The following is a 20,526-nucleotide window of genomic DNA, read 5'->3' on the forward strand; positions in this document are numbered from 1 at the left end:
GACGTACGCGAAGTCTCGCGGGATGGTCAGGAGATGTTCACCAGGTGCATCGCGCGGGATGCATCTGTGATGCTGCTGGACAACGACGGGTACGCGGCGAACACACGTGACAGCTGATCCACCGTCATCCGGCGCTCGACCGCAACGGCGATCGGGTAGATCAGTTCGGACGCCTTCGGCGCCACGATCACGCCGCCGATCACCGTGCCAGAGCCCTTGCGGGCGATGATCTTCACGAAACCGTCCTTGATGCCCATCATCTTCGCGCGCGGGTTCGCGGCGAGCGGCAGCTTGTAGACGAGGCCGTCGGCGACGCCGTCCTCAACATCCTTCTCGCCCCAGCCGACCGTCGCGATCTCGGGAGCGGTGAAGATGTTCGAGGTGATCTTGATCTTCTCCAGCGGGATGACGATGTCACCGAGCGCGTGAAACACGGCGGTGCGGCCCTGCATCGAGGCGACGGATGCCAGCGGGAAGAAGTTCGTGCAGTCACCGACCGCGTAGATGTTCGGCACCGATGTACGCGCAACCCTGTTCACCCGCACATGGCCGGACTCGGCAAGTTCGATACCGGCAGCTTCCAGTCCGATGTCCGCAGTGTTCGGAATCGAGCCGACCGCCATCAGGCAGTGGCTGCCCTCGACCGTGCGGCCGTCGGAGAGCGTGACCTTCACACCGTCAACGGTGCGCTCGACCGTATCGGCACGACACTTCGACAGCACGTTCATGCCACCGCGCTTGAAGACCTTCTCGAGCACGTGCGCGGCATCCTTGTCTTCACCGGGAAGCACCTGATCCCGGCTGGAAATGAGCGTCACCTTCGCACCGAGGTTCATGTACGCCGAAGCGAACTCGGCCCCCGTGACACCAGAGCCGACGACGATCAGGTGCTCGGGAAGCGCCTTCATGTCGTAGAGCTGCGTCCAGGTGAGGATGCGCTCGCCGTCGGGCTTGGCGCTGTCCAGCTCGCGCGGGGATGCACCGACAGAGACGACGATCGTGTCTGCCTCGATGCGGTCGAAATCGGTGCCGCCAGGACCCGTCGACACGGTGATCGCATTCGGTCCCTCCAGCCGGCCGTGCCCGGAGAGGATACGCACGCCCGATTCCAGCAGAGTCGAGCGCATGTCTTCGGACTGCTGCCCGGCAAGTGCCAGCAGACGCTTGTTGACCGCGGCGAGGTTGATCGCGATCTCCGGCTTCAACGGCTTGCCATTACCGCCCTTCGCGTAGAACTGCACGCCCAGATCACTCGCCTCAGAAATCGCGACAGCAGCATCGGCCGTGGCGATGAGGCTCTTCGACGGCACGACGTCGGTGAGCACAGCCGATCCGCCCACTCCCACTCGTTCGACGAGCGTTACCTCCGCACCGAGCTGGGCCGCGGCGAGCGCCGCTTCATAACCGCCGGGACCGCCACCAAGGACGGCGACGCGCTGAGTGCGCTCGAAAGGAGTGGAAGACATGTACTCCATTCTCCCGTAATCTTCCTGACTTGCCGTCACCTTCCTTAGAGTGGAGCCATGACCGACTCTCACGACAATCCTCTCGACGCCCCGAACGCTGATCCGTTCGAGGTCGCAGCCCTCGCCGCGGCAGACATCGCACGGCTGAGCGGCATCGAGAAGCATGACATCGCCCTCACTCTCGGCAGCGGCTGGGGCAAAGCTGCAGAGCTCATCGGCGAGACCGTCGCCACGATCCCCGCGGCCGAGGTGACCGGCTTCTCGAAGCCCGCACTGGAGGGGCACGTCGGCACGCTGCGCAGTATCCGCACGCCCAACGGCAAGAACGTCCTGGTGATCGGCGCGCGCACGCACTACTACGAAGGCCATGGCGTCCGCCGCGTCGTCCATAGTGTCCGCACCGCCGCCGCCACAGGCGCAAAGATCATGGTGCTCACCAACGGCGCCGGAGGCATCCGCGAATCCTGGACGCCTGGGCAACCAGTACTCATCAGCGACCACATCAACCTCACCGCAGATTCCCCGCTCGAGGGCGCAAACTTCGTCGATCTGACCGACCTCTATTCGCAGCGCCTGCGCGACATCGCACGCTCCGTCGACTCCACCTTGGACGAGGGCATCTACACCCAGTTTCGCGGGCCGCACTACGAGACCCCGGCAGAAGTGCAGATGGCCAAGGCCATCGGTGGCCACATCGTCGGTATGTCCACCGCGCTCGAAGCGATTGCCGCCCGCGAGGCCGGCATGGAAATCCTCGGCTTTTCACTGATCACGAACCTCGCCGCCGGCATCCAGAAGACGCCGCTCAGTCATACCGAGGTGATCGAGGCAGGCAAGGAAGCGGAGCCAGTGATCTCGGCCCTGCTGGCCCGGGTGGTCGAGGCGCTATGAGCGACATCAGCGAGCAGACCGAAACCCGTCTCGCGCAGGCACGTGCGTGGTTGCGCCAGGATCCGGATGCCGAGACCCGCGACGAGCTGGCAGGAATCATCACCCGCGCCTCTTCCGGAGACGCAGCGGCCGTCGCCGACCTCGATGACCGCTTCGCCAGCCGTCTCGCCTTCGGCACCGCCGGGCTCCGCGGTGCGATCGGCGCCGGCAGCAATCGAATGAACCGCGTACTCATCACGCAGGCAGCCGCCGGTTTCGCGTCGTATCTGCTCCGCCGTACGAACGGCGCCGTACCCACCGTCGTCGTCGGGTACGACGGTCGACGTAACTCTCGCCGGTTCGCCCTCGACTCCGCCGAGATCTTCGCCGGCGCTGGCCTGCGGGCGATCTTGCTGCCCCGCCTGCTGCCGACCCCCGTGCTCGCCTTCGCGGTGCGTCATCTCGGGGCGGATGCTGGCGTCATGGTCACCGCAAGCCACAACCCGCCGAATGACAACGGCTACAAGGTGTACCTCGGTGGCGCCGAGAATGGCGCGCAGATCGTGTCACCCGGTGACGCCGAGATCGAGGCGCACATCCAACGCGTGGCGGATACCGGCACCATCTCAGCTCTCCCCCGATCGATCGGGTACGAGGTCGCTGGTGAAGACGTCATCGATGCCTACGTCGCCGCGACGGCCGCTGTGTCGCCCGCACCCGCATCCGCGCGGAATCTCACCTGGGTCTACACGGCCATGCATGGTGTCGGTTGGGAGACGTTCTCGCGGATCCTCCGCACTGCCGGCTACCCGCACCCGAAGACCGTCGGTGAACAGCTGCATCCTGATCCGACGTTCCGCACAGTCGCGTTCCCGAATCCGGAAGAACCCGGCGCCATGGATCTCGCGTTCGCTGCGGCACGCCGTACCAAGGCCGACTTCATCATCGCCAATGACCCGGATGCTGATCGTCTGGGCGTCGCGATCCCGGATAGGTCTGCGAACGGTGGTTGGCGCAGGCTCAGCGGCAACGAGGTCGGGCTACTGCTCGGCGCCCGCGCGGCACGCGCCGCTGAGGGACAGCCGGGCGCGTCTCTGGCCTGCTCGTTGGTCTCTTCCCCTGGGCTCGGCGCGATTGCCGCGCACCATGGGCTCGACTTTCACGAGACCCTCACCGGCTTCAAGTGGATCTCGCGCGCCCCTGGCTCGGTGTTCGGATTCGAGGAGGCCCTCGGTTATCTCGTGAATCCCGGCACAGTCCGCGACAAGGACGGCATCTCCGCCGCGATCGCTGTGCTCGGCCTTGCGGCTGAGGCACACGAGCGTGGTGAGACGCTGGCCACGCTACTCGCAGAACTCGGTGAGACCTACGGACACTTCGCCAGCGGCCAGGTCTCGGTGCGGGTCAATGACCTGTCGATCATCGACAAGGTCATGCTTTCTCTGCGCACACTGCCACCTGCACGCATCGGAGACACCGCCATCACGTCGGCGGAAGACCTGCTGCAGGCAGCGGCGGGCACGCCGTCGGGCGATGTGCTGCGCTATCGCCTCGACGGAGGCTCACGCGTCGTCGTGCGTCCCAGTGGCACCGAGCCGAAGCTCAAGGTCTACCTCGACGTGCAGGGCGGATCGGATGACGAGGCAAAGGCCATCGTCGCTGCCCTGGAGAGTGGCGTGCGTGCACTGTTGGAGGAGCGCTCCTGAGCGCCTGACATATATGGCCACCCGACGTGTGAAAATCACTGCCCCTCACGGAGCGCACGCTCGCCCCGTAGCCGAGCTCGCACGGCTGGCGCTCGAGCATTCCGCGCCGGTGACGCTCACGACGCTGGACGGATCGAAGGTCGATCTGTCCAGCGTCCTCGCCGTCATGGACCTGGCGCTCAACCAGGGAGACGAGGTCGTCCTCGACACGTCACCGTCTGCCGACGCCCACGGGGTGCTCGACGCCATGGCTGCCGTCTTGGATCCGAACGGCTGAGGTGGAATCAGCCGTCGATAACCTCAGCCGTCGATAACTGCAACGAGCTCATCGAGCAGCGCCTCGAACGTGGTGCCTCGGCGAACGATCCTTTGCACGCTGTCGCGTTCGCTGAACACTTCGACCAGCTGCTCGAAGATCGTCTGGAATGCGGTGCGATCACTCTCGCTGAACGCGGCGAGCGCGACAACCTGCACGCGTCCCTCTCCCCAGGCGACCGACCCGTCAGCCACGCCGATCGCGATGGCCGTGCGCTGAGCGGTCATCTGCAGCGCGTGCGGCACAGCCAGTGCATCCGTGAATGCCGTTGACGACATACGTTCTCTGATGATCGTGTTCTCGACGTAGTCGTCGCCGATGAGCCCGGTATCCACGAGCAACCCGCCCAGTCGGCGGATGATGGCTTCGTCGCCCTCATCCGGTAGCGGGTAGATGTAGGCGTCAGCGACGAAATAGCGTGACAGCTCTTCGCGCAGGCGCATCAGCCGTCGTCCGCGACGTATACGTGCCGCAGTCTGCGACACCCGCTCGACATCGGCGTCGGTGAGGAACGGCTGGATACGCACGTAGCGATCGCCGCTGGTACCCGGATCGATCGTGGTGAGTACCAGATCGGTGTCGATGCTCGCCCAATCCGGGTCGACGGTCGTCACGACACTGGTGACCTCGACCGAAGAACCCAGCGACCTGTCGACGCTCGAACGCAGCAGTTCATGCAGCTCGTAGTAGCCGGGGCAGACGATCGTCGCGGTGAGGATCGTCTCAGCCTTGCGGCTGCGTTCGAGCCTGCCGCCGATATGCATGGCGATGTACGCGATCTCATCGTCATGAATCGGCGCCCCCAGGCGGTCGTGCAGGCCGCTGGCGATCGACACCGCCACCTCGAAGATCATCGGATACGACGACTTCAGCGAACGGGTCAGCGGATTACGGGTCCATGCCTGCTCTTGCGCACGGCGCAGCAGGTTCTGCACGTGCAGCGCGAGTCGCAGGATAAAAGCCTCGTCGACCAGGTCGACCTGATAGTCAGCGGCCGCCTGCACGATCTCGGCGCGGACAGCGGCATCGATTGCAGGATCGACACCGCTACGCACTGCTTCGGATGCCGCATTCTGCCCCGGCGCGATCGCCCGGGTCAGCACCAGCGTCGCCAGATGCGCGCTGTCGCCGTCGCCGAGCGCAACGCCGAAGTGCTCCCCCGCAAGCCTGCTGATCACCGTGCCCAGCTTGGGAATCTCCTCCCAGGTGCCGGAGATCGGCGTTTCGAGGGCGCGACCGGCCGAGACGCGGTCGGCGGCGATCGCGATGTGCAGCAGCACGTCAGAGATCGCAAGTTCGTTCACGTAATATCCGAGCTCGCCGAGCTCGCGCACGAAGGCGGTCTTGAACGGCCCCACTGCGTGCGCGGCGACAGTCGTTCCCGTCAGAGCGCGGCGGATGCTCTCCGGATGAAACGATCCGGCATCCATCTCGTCATGCGCCAACCTGCTCAGCAGGCGCCGCTGCGCGACCTCGGTGCCCTGGAGCCGAACGACCTCCCGGTCGCGTTCGATCCGCAGATCAGTGCCCCGCAGTTCCGCGCCCAGCAGGCCACGCACCCGAGCGAGGTCCGACTCCACGGTCGCCTCACTGACATGCATCCGCTCTGCGGTTTCGTAGATATCGATACCGTCAGACGCGTCGAGCAGCATCCGCACCAGCGCATGCAGCCGGTCACGCGGGGCGGATTCCCCCGTCACGCGGGTGCGCAGCGCGGCGTGAGCGCCGGGGCCCGGTCGGTAGCCGGCTGGGCCGGATTCGACCGCGTCGCCGTCGGCGGTGCGCACGTTCAGCGCGGCGACATACGAGCGGATGCTGCGCGGTGTCACACCGAGCGCATCGGCAAGGCTCGCCGCTGTCGCCCATTCGTCCTGACGAAGCAGAGCCTGCAGAAGCTGGTCTTGACGCTGGCGCGACATGATCCTCCCCAGAGCTCGGTCCGTTGCCTTCCCATGATGTCAGTACTGCGGCCGCCCATGGGCCACAGCGGAAGGTTCCGCAGGGGCGGAAAGGAACGTGGTGGCATCCCTCTCAGTCTTTTCCCAGAATAGAGGACAGAAAGAGGTGGCATCAATGAAGATTCTGGTGGTGTGCGGCGCGGGCGCGTCCAGCACCTTCGTCGCCCAGCGACTTCGGCGTGCAGCATCCGCCGCCGGCCTCGATTGGGAGACCGCAGCCGGCACCGAGCAGACCATCTCCACCGCTTTCGCGGATCTCGTGCTCGTCGGCCCTCACCTCTCCGGCCATCTTGACGCGATCCACGCCGCAGCGCACGGACCGGTAGCCGTGCTCCCGGCCGATGTGTTCAGCGACCGCGACGGCACCCGCACACTCACGATCGCCCAGACCGCGATCTCAGATTCTTCATCGACTGCGAAGTCGACGGCGACTTCCACTGCGACTTCCACTGCGACTTCCACTGCGAAAGGAACATCATGACTGCTGTCTCACGAACCGTCCGGATCGGCTCCTCCCACGGGCTGCACGCCCGACCGGCGAAACTGTTTGCTCAGGCGGCCAAGGAGTCCGGCATCGCAGTGACGATCGCCAAGGACTCGGGTAAGCCGGTCAATGCGGCCAGCATCCTGGGCATCATCGCCCTGGGCCTCGATCACGGTGACTACGTGACGCTTTCGGCCGATGGAGACGGCGCCGAAGGCATCATCGACACGCTGACCGAACTGCTGACCACTGACCACGATCAGGAGTCAGCGGGATGACCGAGCTACGAGGAGTCGGCATCGGCCGTGGCGTCGCGCAGGGCCCTGTGGTCCGCATGGCCGAAGCGCTGCCCGCACCCGAGAACACACCCAGCACGCTCGGCGCCGATGCTGAGCGCACCCGTGCCCGTGACGCGGTGGCCGCAGTGGCCGCTGAGCTTCAGCAGCGCGCTGATGCCGCAGGCGGATCTGCTCAGGAAGTGCTCGAGGCCCAGGCGATGATCGCCGAGGACCCGACGCTCCAGGACGAGGTCGATGCGCGCATTGACAGTGGCGGCACCGCGGAATGGGCCGTGCACGACGCGTTCGCAGGCTTTCGCGCCACGCTGGAAGCAGTAGGCGGATACCTCGGCGAGCGCGCAGCCGACCTCGACGACATCGCCCAGCGCATCCTCGCCGAGCTGCGCGGCGTCGCGGCGCCCGGCGTGCCCGACCCTGGGCATCCATTCGTCCTGGTGGCGCGCGATCTCGCACCGGCGGACACTGCGCTGTTGAACCTCGACCAGGTCCTGGCTCTCATCACCAGCGATGGCGGCCCCACCTCGCACACCGCGATCCTCGCGAGGGAGAAGGGCATCGTCGCCATTGTCGGCGCCGCGGATGCGACCTCTCTGGAGAACGGCACGACCGTGATCGTGGATGCGGCGGCGAACACAGTCACCACCGATCCCAGCGCCGAGCAGCTCGACCGTGCCACGCAGCGGGCAGCCGCACTGGGCGCAGCCCAGTCGGCACCGCCCACTCCAGGTGCGCTCGCCGATGGCACTGCGATCGCACTGCTGGCGAACCTCGGCAAGCCGGCCGATGCTGCCGATGCGGTGGCCCGCGGCGCCGAGGGCGTCGGACTCTTCCGCACCGAGTTCCTGTTTCTCTCCGCTGCCCAGGCACCTACGGTCGCGGAGCAGCGCGAGTCCTATCGAGCGCTGCTCGCGGCTTTCCCCGGCAAGAAGGTCGTCGTGCGCATGCTCGATGCCGGCGCCGACAAGCCCCTCGCTTTTCTCAACGATGCGCACGAGGAGAACCCGGCACTGGGTATGCGTGGCCTTCGCTCATTGCGCGCGAGTGAAGACATCCTGCGCGAGCAGCTCACCGCTCTCGCCGAAGCGGATGCCCACACCGACGCCGATCTGTGGGTCATGGCGCCGATGGTGACGACGGTCGAGGAGACCGTGTACTTCACGAGTCTTGCCCGCGAGTTCGGCCTGAAGACGGCGGGCGTCATGATCGAGGTGCCGGCAAGCGCACTTCTGGCAGACCGAGTGCTCGCGCACACGGACTTCGCCTCTATCGGCACGAACGACCTGACCCAGTACACGATGGCCGCTGACCGGATGCTTGGCTCCGTCGCGAGCTTCCAGGACCCGTGGCATCCCGCTGTACTGCGCCTGGTCGGCGAAGTCGGCGCGGCCGGCGTCCGAACCGGCAAGCCCGTCGGCATCTGCGGCGAGGCTGCGGCCGACCCGCTGCTCGCGGTTGTACTGGTGGGTCTGGGCGCCACGAGCCTGTCGATGGCTCCTGCTGCCCTCGCAGATGTTCGACTCGCGCTCTCTGAGCGCACCCTCGATGAGGCACGCAGCCTCGCCGAGTTGGCACTGGCGGCGGACGACGCCGCGAGTGCCCGCAACGCCGTGGCTGACGCAGCCGCGGCCCTCCCCTCCCACCAGAAAGAGACGACATCATGACGACGACGTCAACAGAGGCGCCGAAGAAGGGCGGCCTCCGAGTAGGCGTGCAGAAGTTTGGCACGTTCCTCTCCGGCATGGTCATGCCGAATATCGCGGCATTCATCGCCTGGGGCTTCATTACCGCGCTATTCATCCCGGACGGCTGGCTCGGCAGCAACAGCCCGGTCGAGTCCTGGCAGTGGGCTGACTCCGCAATCCTCGGCGGCGGTGAGGTCGGCGGGGTGGACTACCCCGGCCTGGTCGGCCCGATGATCAACTACCTGCTACCACTGCTCATCGCCTTCACCGGCGGACGGGTCGTGAACGGCCACCGCGGCGGTGTTGTCGGTGCGGTCGCCGCAATGGGCGTCATCATCGGCGCCACGGGAACGGTCATGTTCCTCGGCGCGATGATCGTCGGCCCGCTCGCCGCGCTCGTGCTGAAGTGGATCGAGAAGCCGTGGGAAGGAAAGATCAAACCCGGCTTCGAGATGCTGATCGACAACTTCTCCGCCGGCTTCGTCGCCTTCTTTATGGCGCTGGCATCATTCTTCTGGCTGGCACCGGTGATGAAGTGGATCACCGAAATCCTCGGCGGTGCGGTCGCCTGGCTGGTGGAGACCGGTCTGCTGCCCCTGGCAAGCATCATCGTGGAGCCGGCGAAGGTGCTGTTCCTGAACAACGCCATCAACCACGGCGTGTTCACCCCACTCGGTACCGAGCAGGTGCAGGAGGTCGGCCGCAGCCTGCTGTTCCTCATCGAGGCCAACCCTGGCCCCGGTGCGGGCATGCTGCTCGCGATCACCGTCTTCGGTGTCGGCGTCGCACGCGCGACGGCACCTGGTGCATTCATCATCCAGTTCCTCGGTGGTATCCACGAGGTGTACTTCCCGTACGTACTCGCGAAGCCGGCCCTCATCCTGGGTCTGATCGCCGGTGGTGCAACCGGTGTGGCAACGAACATGATCTTCCAGTCCGGACTCGTCGCACCCGCGGCGCCGGGGTCGATCTTCGCGGTGCTCATTCAGACCGCACCCGGTAGCCACCTCGGCGTGATCTGCTCTGTGGTCTTCTCCGCAGCAGTCACGTTCGCGATCTGCGCCCCAATCCTGCTTGCATCGCGCAGGCGTGACATCGCGGCTGAAGCGGCCAGCGGTGACCCGCTCGCTGCCGCGATTGCGAAGACCGAGGCAAACAAGGGCAAGGCCTCCAGCACGCTGTCGAACCTGGCAGCATCGGCCACCACTACGACAGGTGCAGCGACCGCGCTTCTCACCGCGCCGCTCCAGAACATCGTGTTCGCGTGCGACGCCGGCATGGGCTCATCCGCCATGGGTGCGAGCGTGCTGCGCAACAAGCTGAAGAAGGCGGGCATCGAGGGTGTCACGGTCACCAACCAGGCGATCGCAAACCTGGATGGCACTGCTGACCTGGTGATCACCCAGCAGCAGCTGACCGATCGCGCGAAGGAAAAGTCTCCGAACTCGATTCACGTTTCGGTGGACAATTTCATGAACTCCCCGAAGTATGAAGAGGTCGTCGAGATGGTGCGAGAGCAGAAGGAATCCGGCGAGTAATCCCATTTGGTGGGGCGGATGCCATCGCATCCGCCCCACCACCGAAAGAAGGAGACATCATGGGCGTTCTGACACTCGGCCAGGTCCGCATCCACTCAGGCTCTGCCACCCAGGATGAGGCGCTGCAAGAAGCCACCGACATCTTGGTCGCGGCAGGTGCTGTCACCGCTGACTACGTCGACGCGATGCGTCAGCGCGAGGAGACCGTATCGACCTTCATGGGCAACGGTCTCGCTATCCCGCACGGCACGAATGAGACGAAGGCGTCAATCCTCGATTCCGGGCTGTCCGTCGTGCGATATGACGGCGGCGTGGACTGGGCAGGGGATCAGGCCACGTTCGTCATCGGCATCGCCGGTCGCGGAGACGAGCATCTCGAGATCCTCTCCCAGATCGCGATCCTGTTCTCCGAGGAAGATGACGTCGCGAAGCTCAACGCTGCACAGACACCTGACGAGCTGTATGCGCTGCTCTCTGACGTCAATGAATCATGAGCGGTGAACGCGCAATGAAGGCCGTCCATTTCGGTGCGGGCAACATCGGCCGGGGCTTCGTCGGTCTGCTGCTGCATGAGGGCGGCTACGAGCTCGTCTTCTCGGATGTCGCCGATGCCCTGGTGGACGCGATCAACAACGTCGACTCCTACACCGTGCATGAGGCGGGCCCCGGCGGTGTCGATCGCGTTGTCACCGGCTTTCGCGCGGTGAACAGCAAGAACGATCCGGATGAGGTCGCCGCGGAAGTCGCGACGGCCGACGTCGTCACCTGCGCCGTCGGGCCGACCGTGCTGCGCTTCATCGCGCCGGCGATCGTCGCCGGACTCTCGCGTCGCTCCCCCGATCTCGCCCCGCTGACGATCATGGCGTGCGAGAACGCGATCGGCGCGACCGATCAGCTGCGTGCCGAGATCGAGAAGATCGCCGAAGACCCGTCGCTGCTAGCACGCGCGGTGTTCGCCAATACCGCGGTCGATCGCATCGTTCCCGCACAGCCGGAGGGCGGCGGGGTCAATGTCACCGTCGAGCCGTACTTCGAGTGGGCGATCGAGGCGGGGCCCTTCAACGGTGACCTGCCGAGCATTCCCGGCGCACATTTCGTCGACGACCTCGGCCCGTATATCGAGCGGAAGCTCTTCACGGTGAACACCGGGCATGCGGCCACTGCGTACTTCGGTGCGCAGGCAGGGCATGAGCGTATCTCTGACGCACTCGCGGACCCGACGATCGCTGACAAGGTCGGCGCCGCACTCGAGGAGACTTCGGCCGTCCTCGTCGCCGTGCATGGGTTGGACCCTGCCGAACTGGCGGAGTACCGGGCGAAAATCTTGGAACGGTTCCGCAATCCTTCCCTCGTCGACACTGTTCAGCGGGTCGGACGCCAGCCACTGCGCAAGCTCTCGCGCCACGAGCGGTTCATCGGGCCCGCCGTCCAGGCAGCAGAGCGCGGCCTGTCCACCACCGCACTGGTGGAGGCTGTCGCGGCTGCCGTTGCCTTCGATGATCCCTCTGACGAGCAGTCCGTCGAGATGCAACGGATGCTGCGCAGCGAAGACGCCGATGTACTCACCTCGACCGTCACGGGTCTGGAGCCGGAGCATCCGCTCTTCACCGCCGTGCACGAGGTGTTCGCAAAACGTCAACAGGAACTGCACACGTTCTGAGCTGAACCGGGCACCCGCTCGGCGGCGGCGCTACGATCAACTCGGGGACACAGATCGAGCACACCGTCGTGCGGGGAGCAGAATGAGCAGATACGCCGTTATCGGCGCGGGCCCATCAGGGTTGGCCGCAGCGCGAGCCTTGCAGAAGCAGGGCATCGAGATCGATGGCTACGAGGCCTCCCACGGCGTCGGCGGACTGTGGGACATCGATAATCCTCGCAGCACGATGTACGAGTCAGCGCACCTGATCTCATCGCGCACGACAACCGAGTTCACCGAGTTCCCGATGGCCACCCCCGTCGATTATCCGAATCACCGTGTGCTGCGCGAGTACTTCCAGTCCTACGCAGATCATTTCGGGTTGACCGCGCTGTTCCGCTTCGATAGCCGCGTCACCCGTCTCGAACCCCGGGGTGCCGGGTGGGACCTCACCGCCGCGTCCTCTGAAGGCGAGACCACCCGCTGGTACGCGGGCGTCATCCTCGCGAACGGCACACTCGCCGAGCCGAACATCCCCACCTTCGCCGGCGACTTCAGCGGCGAACTCATGCACACAAGCGCATATAAGGATGCCAGGCAACTCGATGGCAAGCGCGTGCTGATCATCGGCGCGGGTAACTCTGGCTGTGACATCGCCGTGGATGCCGTGCACCACGCGGCATCCATCGACATGAGTGTGCGGCGCGGCTACTACTTCGTGCCGCGCTATCTGTTCGGCCGGCCCAGCGACACGTTGAACCAGGGCCGGCCGTTACCGGCGCGCATCAAGCAGGCCGTCGACTCCCGCGTGCTGAAGATGTTCACCGGGGACCCGGTGCGGTTCGGTTTCCCCAAGCCCGACTACCGCATCTACGAGTCGCATCCGATCGTGAACACCATGGTGCTGAACCACCTCGGCCAGGGCGACCTGCGCGTACGAGCAGACATCGCCCGCTTCGACGGGCACACCGTGCATTTCCGCGATGGCAGCAGGGACGACTACGACGCCGTGCTGCTGGCGACCGGATACCACCTGGACTATCCCTTCGTGGATCGCGCGCATCTCTCCTGGCGTGGAGCCGCACCACGGCTGTTCCTGAACATCTTCCCCGCCGCCTTCAACGGGCTGTATGTGATGGGCATGATCGAGGCATCCGGCATCGGATGGCAGGGCCGTTTCGAGCAGGCAGAGCTGCTCGCCGCGTATCTCGCCGCGGTCGAGAACGCCCCCGACAGCGCAGCGCGTTTCCGGCAGCGAGTCACCAGCGCACCATGGCCAGATCTCACCGGTGGCTACCACTACCTGGGGCTGGAGCGGATGTCGTACTACGTCAACAAGGATGCCTATCGCGCGGCCATGCGCACCGAGCGCATGTCACTGGGGTCGATATGAACGTCGATGACGTCGTCCTCAGCTTCGCCCCCGGTTCGCTCACGATCCTGAACATCGTCCTCGGATTGATCATGCTCGGCATCGCATTGGACACCGCACCGAGCGATTTCCGAGTAGTGACGAAGCATCCCAAGCCGTTCATCATCGCGATCCTCGCTCAGCTTCTGCTGCTGCCCGCCGTCACCTTCCTGCTGACGCTCGTGCTGCCGGTGACTGCGTCCATGGCTATGGGAATGATCCTGGTGGCCTGCTGCCCGCCCGGCAATATTTCGCAGGTGCTCACGCACCGCTCCGGAGGCAATGTCGCACTGTCGGTATCGATGACAGCCGTCGGCAACCTGCTGTACATCATCGCCATGCCGCTGAGCATCGCCTTCTGGGGTTCTCTGCATCCGACGGCGAGCGCCGTGCTGCGTCAGGTCGCATTGGACCCGCTAAAGATGCTGCTGGAGATCGTCCTGATCATCGGATTGCCTTTTGCGGTCGGCCTGTTGGTGCGCGCGAAGCTTCCTCGGCTGGCTGCGAAGGCGCATCCGTTCGTGAAGTGGTTCAGCCTGATCGCTCTCGTTGGCTTCATCGTCGTGGCGCTGATCGGCAATTGGTCCGTATTCGTACAGGTGCTGGGAATTATCCTTCTCGTCGTCACGATCCACGATGCCGTCGCGCTGCTTCTCGGCTACAGCACAGCGGTTCTGGGCGGCCTCGGCACCCGTGAGCGCAAGGCGATCACCTTCGAGGTCGGTATCCGCAACGCGGGTCTCGGGCTCGGCCTGGTGTTCGTGTTCTTCGATGGCCTCGGTGGCATGGCGATCGTGGCCGGATGGTGGGGCATCTGGGACATCATCGCTGGGCTCGTGGTTGCCGGGCTGTGGGCATGGCACACCAAGAGGCGCACCGGATCCGCGTCGGGTGATGCGACCAGCCACCGCACGGCGGCCAGCACATGAGCCGGGTTCTCATCACCGGAGGCAGCGGTTTTCTCGGCACGCATGTGGCCTCGATGCTCGCGGTGCGCGAGAACGTAGAGATCGTCATCGCGGCGGATCTGCACACCGGCAGTGCACATCACGGCCACGCCCATAACGGCATCACACACGTGGTGCTGGACGTGACGGATGCCGCGAGCATCGCTCCCGTGCTGCGTGAACACCACATCGACACCGTCGTGCACCTCGCCGCCATCGTCAATCCCGGCGCCGATGTCGACCTCGAATATCGCGTCGACGTGACCGGCACTGCGAATGTGCTGGCGGCGTGCGTCGAGACCGGGGTGTCGCGCATCGTCGTGTCGAGTTCCGGGGCCGCCTACGGTTATCACGCCGACAACCCGGAGTGGATCGACGAGTCACAGCCGGTACGCGGCAATGACGCCTTCCCCTATTCACGGCACAAGAGGCTGGTCGAGGAGATGCTCGCCGAGTACCGCCGTGCTCATCCGGAACTGGAACAGGTGATCTTCCGCATCGGCACCATCCTCGGCCCAGACGTGCGTAATCAAATCACCGCGCTCTGGGATGGGCGGCGCATCCTGAGCATCACCGGCTCAGACTCCCCCTTCGTGTTCATCTGGGTCGACGATGTCGCCGCGGCCATGGTGCGCGCGGCGACGGACGGCCCAGCCGGCATCTTCAACGTCGCCGGCGACGGACGCCTCACAGTGTCCGAGATCGCGGCACGGCTGGGTAAGCCGCTGCTGACGATCCCGGCGTGGGCGCTGTCCGCCGCGCTCGGCGTCGGACGGACGCTGCGGCTGACACCCCACGGACCGGAGAAAGTGCCGTTTCTGCGCTACCGTCCGGTGCTGGCGAACGACCGGCTGAAGGACGATTTCGGATTCACCCCGACCCGAACCAGCCGCGAGGCTTTCGAGGAGTACCTGACGACGCACCCGCACGTCGCCGCGCCCTCCCGCACTTAATCCATCGTCTCGATGAAAGCCTGAAGAAAGTCATGTCACGCACACTTCCTCTCGGACCGGACATTCCGGTTCCGGAGGGGGTTGGGGATGGCCGGTATGGGTCGATTCAGGATGATCATCATCTGTCTGGCGCTGTTGCTGGAGGGTATGAGCACGTCGGGAATCAATGTGCAGCTGGGGGCTCTGCGCACGGAACTCTCGCTCTCGGACGGCGAGCTTCAGCTCGTCGCGAGTGCGTTTCTCATCGCCTATGCAGGCCTCCTTCCGATCGCAGGAGCACTCGCCGACCGGCTCGACCGGCGGCGGGTGTTCCTCGCGGGCATCGCCCTGTTTGGCCTCGGCTGTGTGGTGTGTGCCGTGGCGCCCTCATCTGCCCTCTTGATTGTGGGCCGCGTCATCCAGGGCGCCGGCGCTGCGCTCAGCGCTCCCGCCGCACTCGCACTGATCACCGCCGGGCTGCCTGAGGGGGCAAGCCGCAACCGCGCCGTAGCGATCTACGGTGCGATGGGAGCGGTCGGCTTCTCGCTCGGCCTGGTCGTTCCCGGTGCTGCGGTGACGTGGTTCGGATGGCGCTGGAGTTTCCTCATCTCCGTCCCGGCCGTTGTGCTGGTCTTCGCTGCCACCTACGGCATCCATTCGGCCAGTATCCGCGCACAGGGGCGCCCCGACATCATCGGTGCGGTGCTGCTCACCATCTGCCTGATGCTCACCGTGCACCTCGTCGGTGCCCTCACCACTCTTGCGCCGCTCGCACTCGCGATCGAGGGGATCCTCGTCATTCTGCTCGCAACGTGGCTGATCGCCCGGCGCGGCGTCCGTGACATCCCGAGGTCGGTCGTGTCGTCTCCCCGCGTGCGTGCCGCCTGCCTGGGGCTGGGTGGCCTCTTCGCCGGCGTCGTCGGATCAATGTATGCGCTCAGCCTCGGACTCAGCGATGGGCAGGGTGCGTCGGCGCTGGCGGTCGCACTGCTGATCGTGCCGCAACCCATCCTGTTCAGTCTCTCCGCCGGTGTCGGCGCACGCCTGGTCACCACGTGGGGCGCTCCGCGGGTGTTCGCTCTGGGAGCGGGCGTGTTCATCCTCAGCCTCCTCTGGCTGGGGTCCGCGCACGGCGCTCCGGTGTGGGTGGGGATCCTCCCTTCGATGGCCGGTGTCGGTATCTCACTCGGCCTGTGCTTCCCTGCCGCCTCCGTCGGAGCGGTGGATGCCACTCCTCCTGAAACGAGAGCGACGACGGCGGGCCTGCTCACCACAGCACAGAACATCGGAGGCGCAATGGGGATCGCCACACTCACAGCCCTCAGCGTCGTGCCAACCGCGGCATCCGGGCTGAGTATCGCTACGGCAATGTTCTGGTCTGCGGGGTTCGCTGCCACCGGACTTCTCGCCGCGGCGATCGTGCTGCTTCGTGCACGATTGCGCACGGATGCCGCCGCTGCTGCGACGGCAACGATGAAGGCTACGGCAGCACGATGAATCTTCACGTTGCCACCGACCTGGACGGCACGATCGCGTTCGCCGGGCAACCGCCGCATCCACTCATCCGTGCGGCATTGACCCGGATCGTGGCACGCGACTATGTCGCGCTCTCCGTCGCGACCGCACGCTCACCCCGCGTGATCAGTGGGAGCGCGGCGAGCGGTTCTGCGTGGAGTATGGAGATCGATTTGCCGCGAGCCACCCTGAAGCGCTTCCGTGGATGGGGACGACGGCTCGCATCACGCTCGCGCAGGCCTCGCCGTTGCTCGACGACGTCGTCAAGGTGAGTATCGCCACAGGCGCTGGGTGGGCCGAGGAGCTCGCCCTCCTCGCCGGAGCGGCGGGTGAGGTGTATCCGCATACGACCGGTGACGCCGATGTCGTGGCGCGCGGTGCGAACAAGGCCGATGGTGTTCGACGGCTGCGCCGTGCCGGGGAATCGTTGCTCGCGCTCGGCAACGACGTCAATGACCGTGAGCTGCTGCTCACCGCCGACCGAGCGATCGTCGTCGGGGAGATGATGCCAGAGCTGGACGCCTACCCTCATGTGACACGCGTCGCCGCATCCTCGCGCGCCATCGTGGTTGCCCTTCGCCGTGCGATCCAGAAGCAGTCGAGTTCAATGCTCTTGTCGGCCGGGGGACGCCATTTGCGAGATATCTAGTCACTCTCACCGCCAGATACTCTTGGATCTGTGCACAACAAACGCCGCCGCCGGATCATCGCCAGAGTGGGGTGGGGCCTCCTCATCCTCCTCGTTCTGCTTATCGCGGGAGTCCTCGCGTGGACTCAGATCGGCGTGATGGCGGCGGAGAAGGCTCCGCTCGCAAGCGCACAAGCCAACCCGAACATCACGATCGAGGATGCTCCGGAAGGCATCGTGCTTGCCCCGGCAGACGGCGATTCGGAGATCGGCCTGGTGTTCATCCCCGGAGCCAAGGTCGATCCGTGGGCGTACGTCGCGATTCTGCAGGGTATCGCTGAGGAGGGCACCACCGTAGTGATCACTCGGCCCTGGCTGAACCTGGCGTTCTTCGATCTACGAGGGCTGGATGCCTTCACCTCCGCTGCGCCGGAGATCGACTCCTGGGGTGTTGGCGGACACTCTCTCGGCGGGGTGCGCGCCTGCCAGTTGGCGACGGATGCCGATGCGCTCGTACTCTTCGGCTCCTACTGCGCGACCGACCTCTCGGACACAGATCTCGACGTCCTGAGCCTCGCCGGCAGCGAAGACAAGCTGTCCACGCCCGCGAAGATCGCCGATGCTCGGCCTCTGCTCCCCGACAGTGCCGAGCTCATCGAGATCGCTGGCGCGTCTCACGCATCCTTTGGCGACTACGGCTCACAGAGCGGCGATGGCATCCCGACGATCTCCGACGAGCAAATGCACGCGACCGTCACCTACCTGGTCGGGGCATTCCTGAGCCGCTAGCTGAGCTCAGGGTCATTCAACCCGAACAGGCCCTCAGCCGATGCGCGAGATGAGCGAGTCCAGGCCCATCCCGTAGTCGATCCGCACAACCGGCAGTGCGTATTTGTCGGTGCCGATGACGACCTTGCCTGGTTCGATCGTGCGCGCCATCTCGTAGCCCGCCTGCGCAACACCCTGTTTTGCGGTGTCGTTGTAGTGGCCATACGGGTAGGCGATCACTTCGCGCGCTCCCAGCAGATCACCGGAGGTGTTCAGATCTGCGGCGATCTCGTCGGCCGTCCAGTTCACCATCCGGCCGTCGCCATTGGCTCCTGCTTCGTGCATGTCGTGGGTGTGCGAGCGCCGCAGCACGTACGGTGACGGCGCCGGGTCAGAGCGGTATGCCGTGACCATGAACGACGTGGCCAGTACCTTCTGCTGCTCCACGATCGGTGCCGCCAGATCGAACCAGGTCTGGTCGGCGTCATCGTCCGTCACGATCACAGATCGCGGCGGAAGGTACAAACGCCCGTCGATGAACGCGCTCAGCTCGTCCCAGGTCGGCAGGTAGAAGCCGGTGGAGGCGATGTGAGTCATGTGCGCCTCGAAGTCACCGATGTACGCGTAGTTCCCGCGCAACCAGCCATCCTCACCCTCGGGCCTGGTGGTGAACTGGTGGTACATCAGGATCGGTACTTCGGTGCCCGCCGCGGCGTTCTGCTCGGCCGGCATCCACGAGCCGTGCAGTTCGCGCTGCTGGTTGTCGCAGGTCACGGCGTCCGCGCCGTTGACTCGGGCGTCGGCCTGGAACGCAGCCGCCGTCTCCGCACTCGTGTACCAGCCGCCGAAGGCCATTCCGTCCTGCGCGGGAATCGGCAGCGCCGCATACAGCGTGCCCTGCACCTGCAGCATCGGTGCGTCGGCGATCCCGTCACCGGCGAACGTCACCGCGCAGGCGAGATCATCGTCTGCATCGGCGAGCAGCTGCTCGACCGGGGTGAGTGGTGTGTGCTCCGGAGTCGGTGTCTGGGTTCCTGACGCCGCTTCTGGCGCTGTCTCGGCCTCGGCCGGTGCCTGCAGGCTCGCGAGCACGATCGACAAGCTCACGCCAAGCACGACGATCACGGCAACGGTGCTGACAAGCCAGACCCGTCGGTTTCGACGGATGCGCGCACGCCTCGCGGTGCGCTCACTTCGGTGCCATTCATTACCCATAGACAGAATCCTATGGGCACTTCATCACGTGCTCTGGAACCCTTGCGCGATCATCTCGACGAGTTCTTCGCGCGCCTCGACGGGCAGGAAAGCTGCGGATGCGGCGTTGAACTGAAAAGCCTCGAGGTCTTCGAGGTCGTAGCCGAAAGCATCCACCAGCAGAGCAAGCTCACGAGTCAGCGAAGTGCGGCTCATCGTGCGGTTGTCGACGTTGACGGTGACGGCGAAACCGAGCTGGTACAGCAGGTCGAAGGGGTGATCCGCGATCTCTGTGCCCCACGCTTCGATCGCCGCGGTGTGCACGTTCGAGGACGGCGACAGTTCCAGAGGAATCTCTCGGTCGCGCACCCACCGGGCAAGGTCGCCGAACTCGACCTGCACCTCGTCGCCCTCACGGGTGATGACATCGAGGTCAGAGACAAGACGCACACCGTGCCCCAGGCGCACGGCCCGTCCGTCAAGGAGCGCACTGCGGATGGATGCGAGTCCTGCGGCCTCACCGGCATGCACGGTGACGGGCATGAAGTTCTCTGCCAGCAGGTCGAACGCCGCACGGTGCTGAGAGGCGGGATAACCCTCTTCCGGACCAGCGATGTCGAAGCCGACCACGCCACGATCGCGGTGGGCGATTGCGAGCTCTGCGATCTCGAGCGAGTGGTCGCTGTGTCGCATGGCGCTGAGGATCTGACCGACCCGGATGCTGTGACCGGCACTGTCGGCGGCATCCTCGCCCTCTTCAATGCCCTGTTGCACGGCATCGACCGCGTCATCCAGGGAAAGGCCGCGGGTCAGATGCTGCTCCGGCGCCCAGCGCATCTCACCGTAGATCACGCCGTCTTCGACCAAGTCCTCAACGAACTCCCGCGCAACGCGGGTGAGGGCCTCGGCCGTCTGCATCACGCCGATGGTGAATTCGAAGGCCCTCAGGTACTCCACGAGGGAGCCCGAGTCACTCTGCTTCGAGAACCAGTCGCCGAGACCACGCGCATCGCTGGCGGGCAGATCAAGCCCGATCTCCGCAGCCAACTCCACAATCGTCGCAGGGCGCACTGCCCCATCGAGGTGATCGTGCAGCGAGACCTTCGGCAGTGAGCGCAGCGAGACGCCCTGGATCTTGATGTCACCGTCGGAAGCGATCGACATGGGGTTTTC

19 protein-coding genes are annotated in these 20,526 nt (G+C 65.4%); 15 read left to right on the forward strand and 4 right to left on the reverse strand.

Features of this window, described 5'->3' with window-relative positions; all coding sequences use genetic code 11:
* Positions 1–26: 26 nt before the first annotated feature.
* Positions 27–1,475, reverse strand: a complete 1,449-nt coding sequence (locus ACSU04_RS15295; RefSeq protein ID WP_439280538.1) for an NAD(P)H-quinone dehydrogenase — start codon at positions 1,473–1,475, stop codon at positions 27–29.
* Positions 1,476–1,523: 48 nt separating this feature from the next.
* On the opposite strand from ACSU04_RS15295, the gene ACSU04_RS15300 reads away from it, so the two are divergent.
* The 3 genes from ACSU04_RS15300 to ACSU04_RS15310 are packed head-to-tail and all read left to right on the forward strand — an operon-like array spanning position 1,524 to position 4,319.
* Complete coding sequence (locus tag ACSU04_RS15300) at positions 1,524–2,357, forward strand: purine-nucleoside phosphorylase (protein ID WP_439280539.1); 834 nt, start codon at positions 1,524–1,526, stop codon at positions 2,355–2,357.
* Positions 2,354–4,042, forward strand: a complete 1,689-nt coding sequence (locus ACSU04_RS15305; protein WP_439290179.1) for a phospho-sugar mutase — start codon at positions 2,354–2,356, stop codon at positions 4,040–4,042. Before ACSU04_RS15300 ends, ACSU04_RS15305 begins: the two co-directional genes overlap by 4 nt.
* A gap of 13 nt (positions 4,043–4,055) precedes the next feature.
* Positions 4,056–4,319, forward strand: coding sequence for an HPr family phosphocarrier protein (locus tag ACSU04_RS15310; RefSeq protein ID WP_439290180.1), 264 nt, complete (start codon positions 4,056–4,058; stop codon positions 4,317–4,319).
* Between the two features lie 23 nt (positions 4,320–4,342).
* Here ACSU04_RS15310 and ACSU04_RS15315 read toward each other — a convergent pair whose 3' ends face one another.
* On the reverse strand, positions 4,343–6,277 hold the full coding sequence (locus ACSU04_RS15315) for a BglG family transcription antiterminator (protein WP_439290181.1): 1,935 nt from the start codon (positions 6,275–6,277) through the stop codon (positions 4,343–4,345).
* 154 nt (positions 6,278–6,431) lie between these two features.
* Here ACSU04_RS15315 and ACSU04_RS15320 point away from each other — a divergent pair, with 154 nt between their 5' ends.
* The 12 genes from ACSU04_RS15320 (at position 6,432) to ACSU04_RS15375 (ending at position 18,180) form a co-directional block, all read left to right on the forward strand.
* On the forward strand, positions 6,432–6,797 hold the full coding sequence (locus ACSU04_RS15320) for a PTS sugar transporter subunit IIB (protein WP_439290182.1): 366 nt from the start codon (positions 6,432–6,434) through the stop codon (positions 6,795–6,797).
* On the forward strand, positions 6,794–7,078 hold the full coding sequence (locus ACSU04_RS15325) for an HPr family phosphocarrier protein (RefSeq protein WP_439280544.1): 285 nt from the start codon (positions 6,794–6,796) through the stop codon (positions 7,076–7,078). The genes ACSU04_RS15320 and ACSU04_RS15325 overlap by 4 nt, the downstream gene beginning before the upstream one ends.
* Positions 7,075–8,760: a phosphoenolpyruvate--protein phosphotransferase gene (gene ptsP, locus ACSU04_RS15330; RefSeq protein WP_439290183.1), complete on the forward strand. Its 1,686-nt coding sequence runs from the start codon at positions 7,075–7,077 to the stop codon at positions 8,758–8,760. Before ACSU04_RS15325 ends, ptsP begins: the two co-directional genes overlap by 4 nt.
* Entirely contained in the window at positions 8,757–10,319 is a 1,563-nt protein-coding gene (locus tag ACSU04_RS15335; protein WP_439290184.1) for a PTS mannitol transporter subunit IICB, read from the forward strand. The genes ptsP and ACSU04_RS15335 overlap by 4 nt, the downstream gene beginning before the upstream one ends.
* A gap of 59 nt (positions 10,320–10,378) precedes the next feature.
* Positions 10,379–10,813 (forward strand): PTS sugar transporter subunit IIA, encoded by a 435-nt coding sequence (locus ACSU04_RS15340; protein ID WP_439280547.1) that lies wholly within the window; start codon positions 10,379–10,381, stop codon positions 10,811–10,813.
* A gap of 14 nt (positions 10,814–10,827) precedes the next feature.
* Entirely contained in the window at positions 10,828–11,979 is a 1,152-nt protein-coding gene (locus ACSU04_RS15345) for a mannitol-1-phosphate 5-dehydrogenase (RefSeq protein WP_439290355.1), read from the forward strand.
* Positions 11,980–12,061: 82 nt separating this feature from the next.
* A complete protein-coding gene (locus ACSU04_RS15350) occupies positions 12,062–13,351 on the forward strand; it encodes a flavin-containing monooxygenase (RefSeq protein WP_439290185.1) in 1,290 nt (429 codons plus the stop codon).
* Complete coding sequence (locus tag ACSU04_RS15355; RefSeq protein ID WP_439290186.1) at positions 13,348–14,298, forward strand: bile acid:sodium symporter family protein; 951 nt, start codon at positions 13,348–13,350, stop codon at positions 14,296–14,298. The genes ACSU04_RS15350 and ACSU04_RS15355 overlap by 4 nt, the downstream gene beginning before the upstream one ends.
* Positions 14,295–15,269, forward strand: coding sequence for an SDR family oxidoreductase (locus tag ACSU04_RS15360; protein WP_439290187.1), 975 nt, complete (start codon positions 14,295–14,297; stop codon positions 15,267–15,269). Before ACSU04_RS15355 ends, ACSU04_RS15360 begins: the two co-directional genes overlap by 4 nt.
* A gap of 96 nt (positions 15,270–15,365) precedes the next feature.
* Complete coding sequence (locus ACSU04_RS15365; protein ID WP_439290188.1) at positions 15,366–16,745, forward strand: MFS transporter; 1,380 nt, start codon at positions 15,366–15,368, stop codon at positions 16,743–16,745.
* 223 nt (positions 16,746–16,968) lie between these two features.
* Entirely contained in the window at positions 16,969–17,412 is a 444-nt protein-coding gene (locus tag ACSU04_RS15370) for an HAD family hydrolase (RefSeq protein WP_439290189.1), read from the forward strand.
* Positions 17,413–17,442: 30 nt separating this feature from the next.
* Positions 17,443–18,180 carry an alpha/beta hydrolase gene (locus tag ACSU04_RS15375; protein ID WP_439290190.1) on the forward strand — a complete coding sequence of 246 codons (738 nt, stop codon included), beginning with the start codon at positions 17,443–17,445 and terminating at the stop codon, positions 18,178–18,180.
* A gap of 33 nt (positions 18,181–18,213) precedes the next feature.
* Here ACSU04_RS15375 and ACSU04_RS15380 read toward each other — a convergent pair whose 3' ends face one another.
* Together ACSU04_RS15380 and ACSU04_RS15385 are read right to left on the reverse strand one after the other, a co-directional pair.
* On the reverse strand, positions 18,214–19,374 hold the full coding sequence (locus ACSU04_RS15380) for a polysaccharide deacetylase family protein (protein WP_439290191.1): 1,161 nt from the start codon (positions 19,372–19,374) through the stop codon (positions 18,214–18,216).
* 24 nt (positions 19,375–19,398) lie between these two features.
* On the reverse strand, positions 19,399–20,517 hold the full coding sequence (locus ACSU04_RS15385) for an adenosine deaminase (protein ID WP_439280554.1): 1,119 nt from the start codon (positions 20,515–20,517) through the stop codon (positions 19,399–19,401).
* Between the last annotated feature and the right edge of the window lie 9 nt (positions 20,518–20,526).

The organism is Microbacterium sp. A84 (assembly GCF_051842815.1).
Lineage (GTDB): Bacteria > Actinomycetota > Actinomycetes > Actinomycetales > Microbacteriaceae > Microbacterium.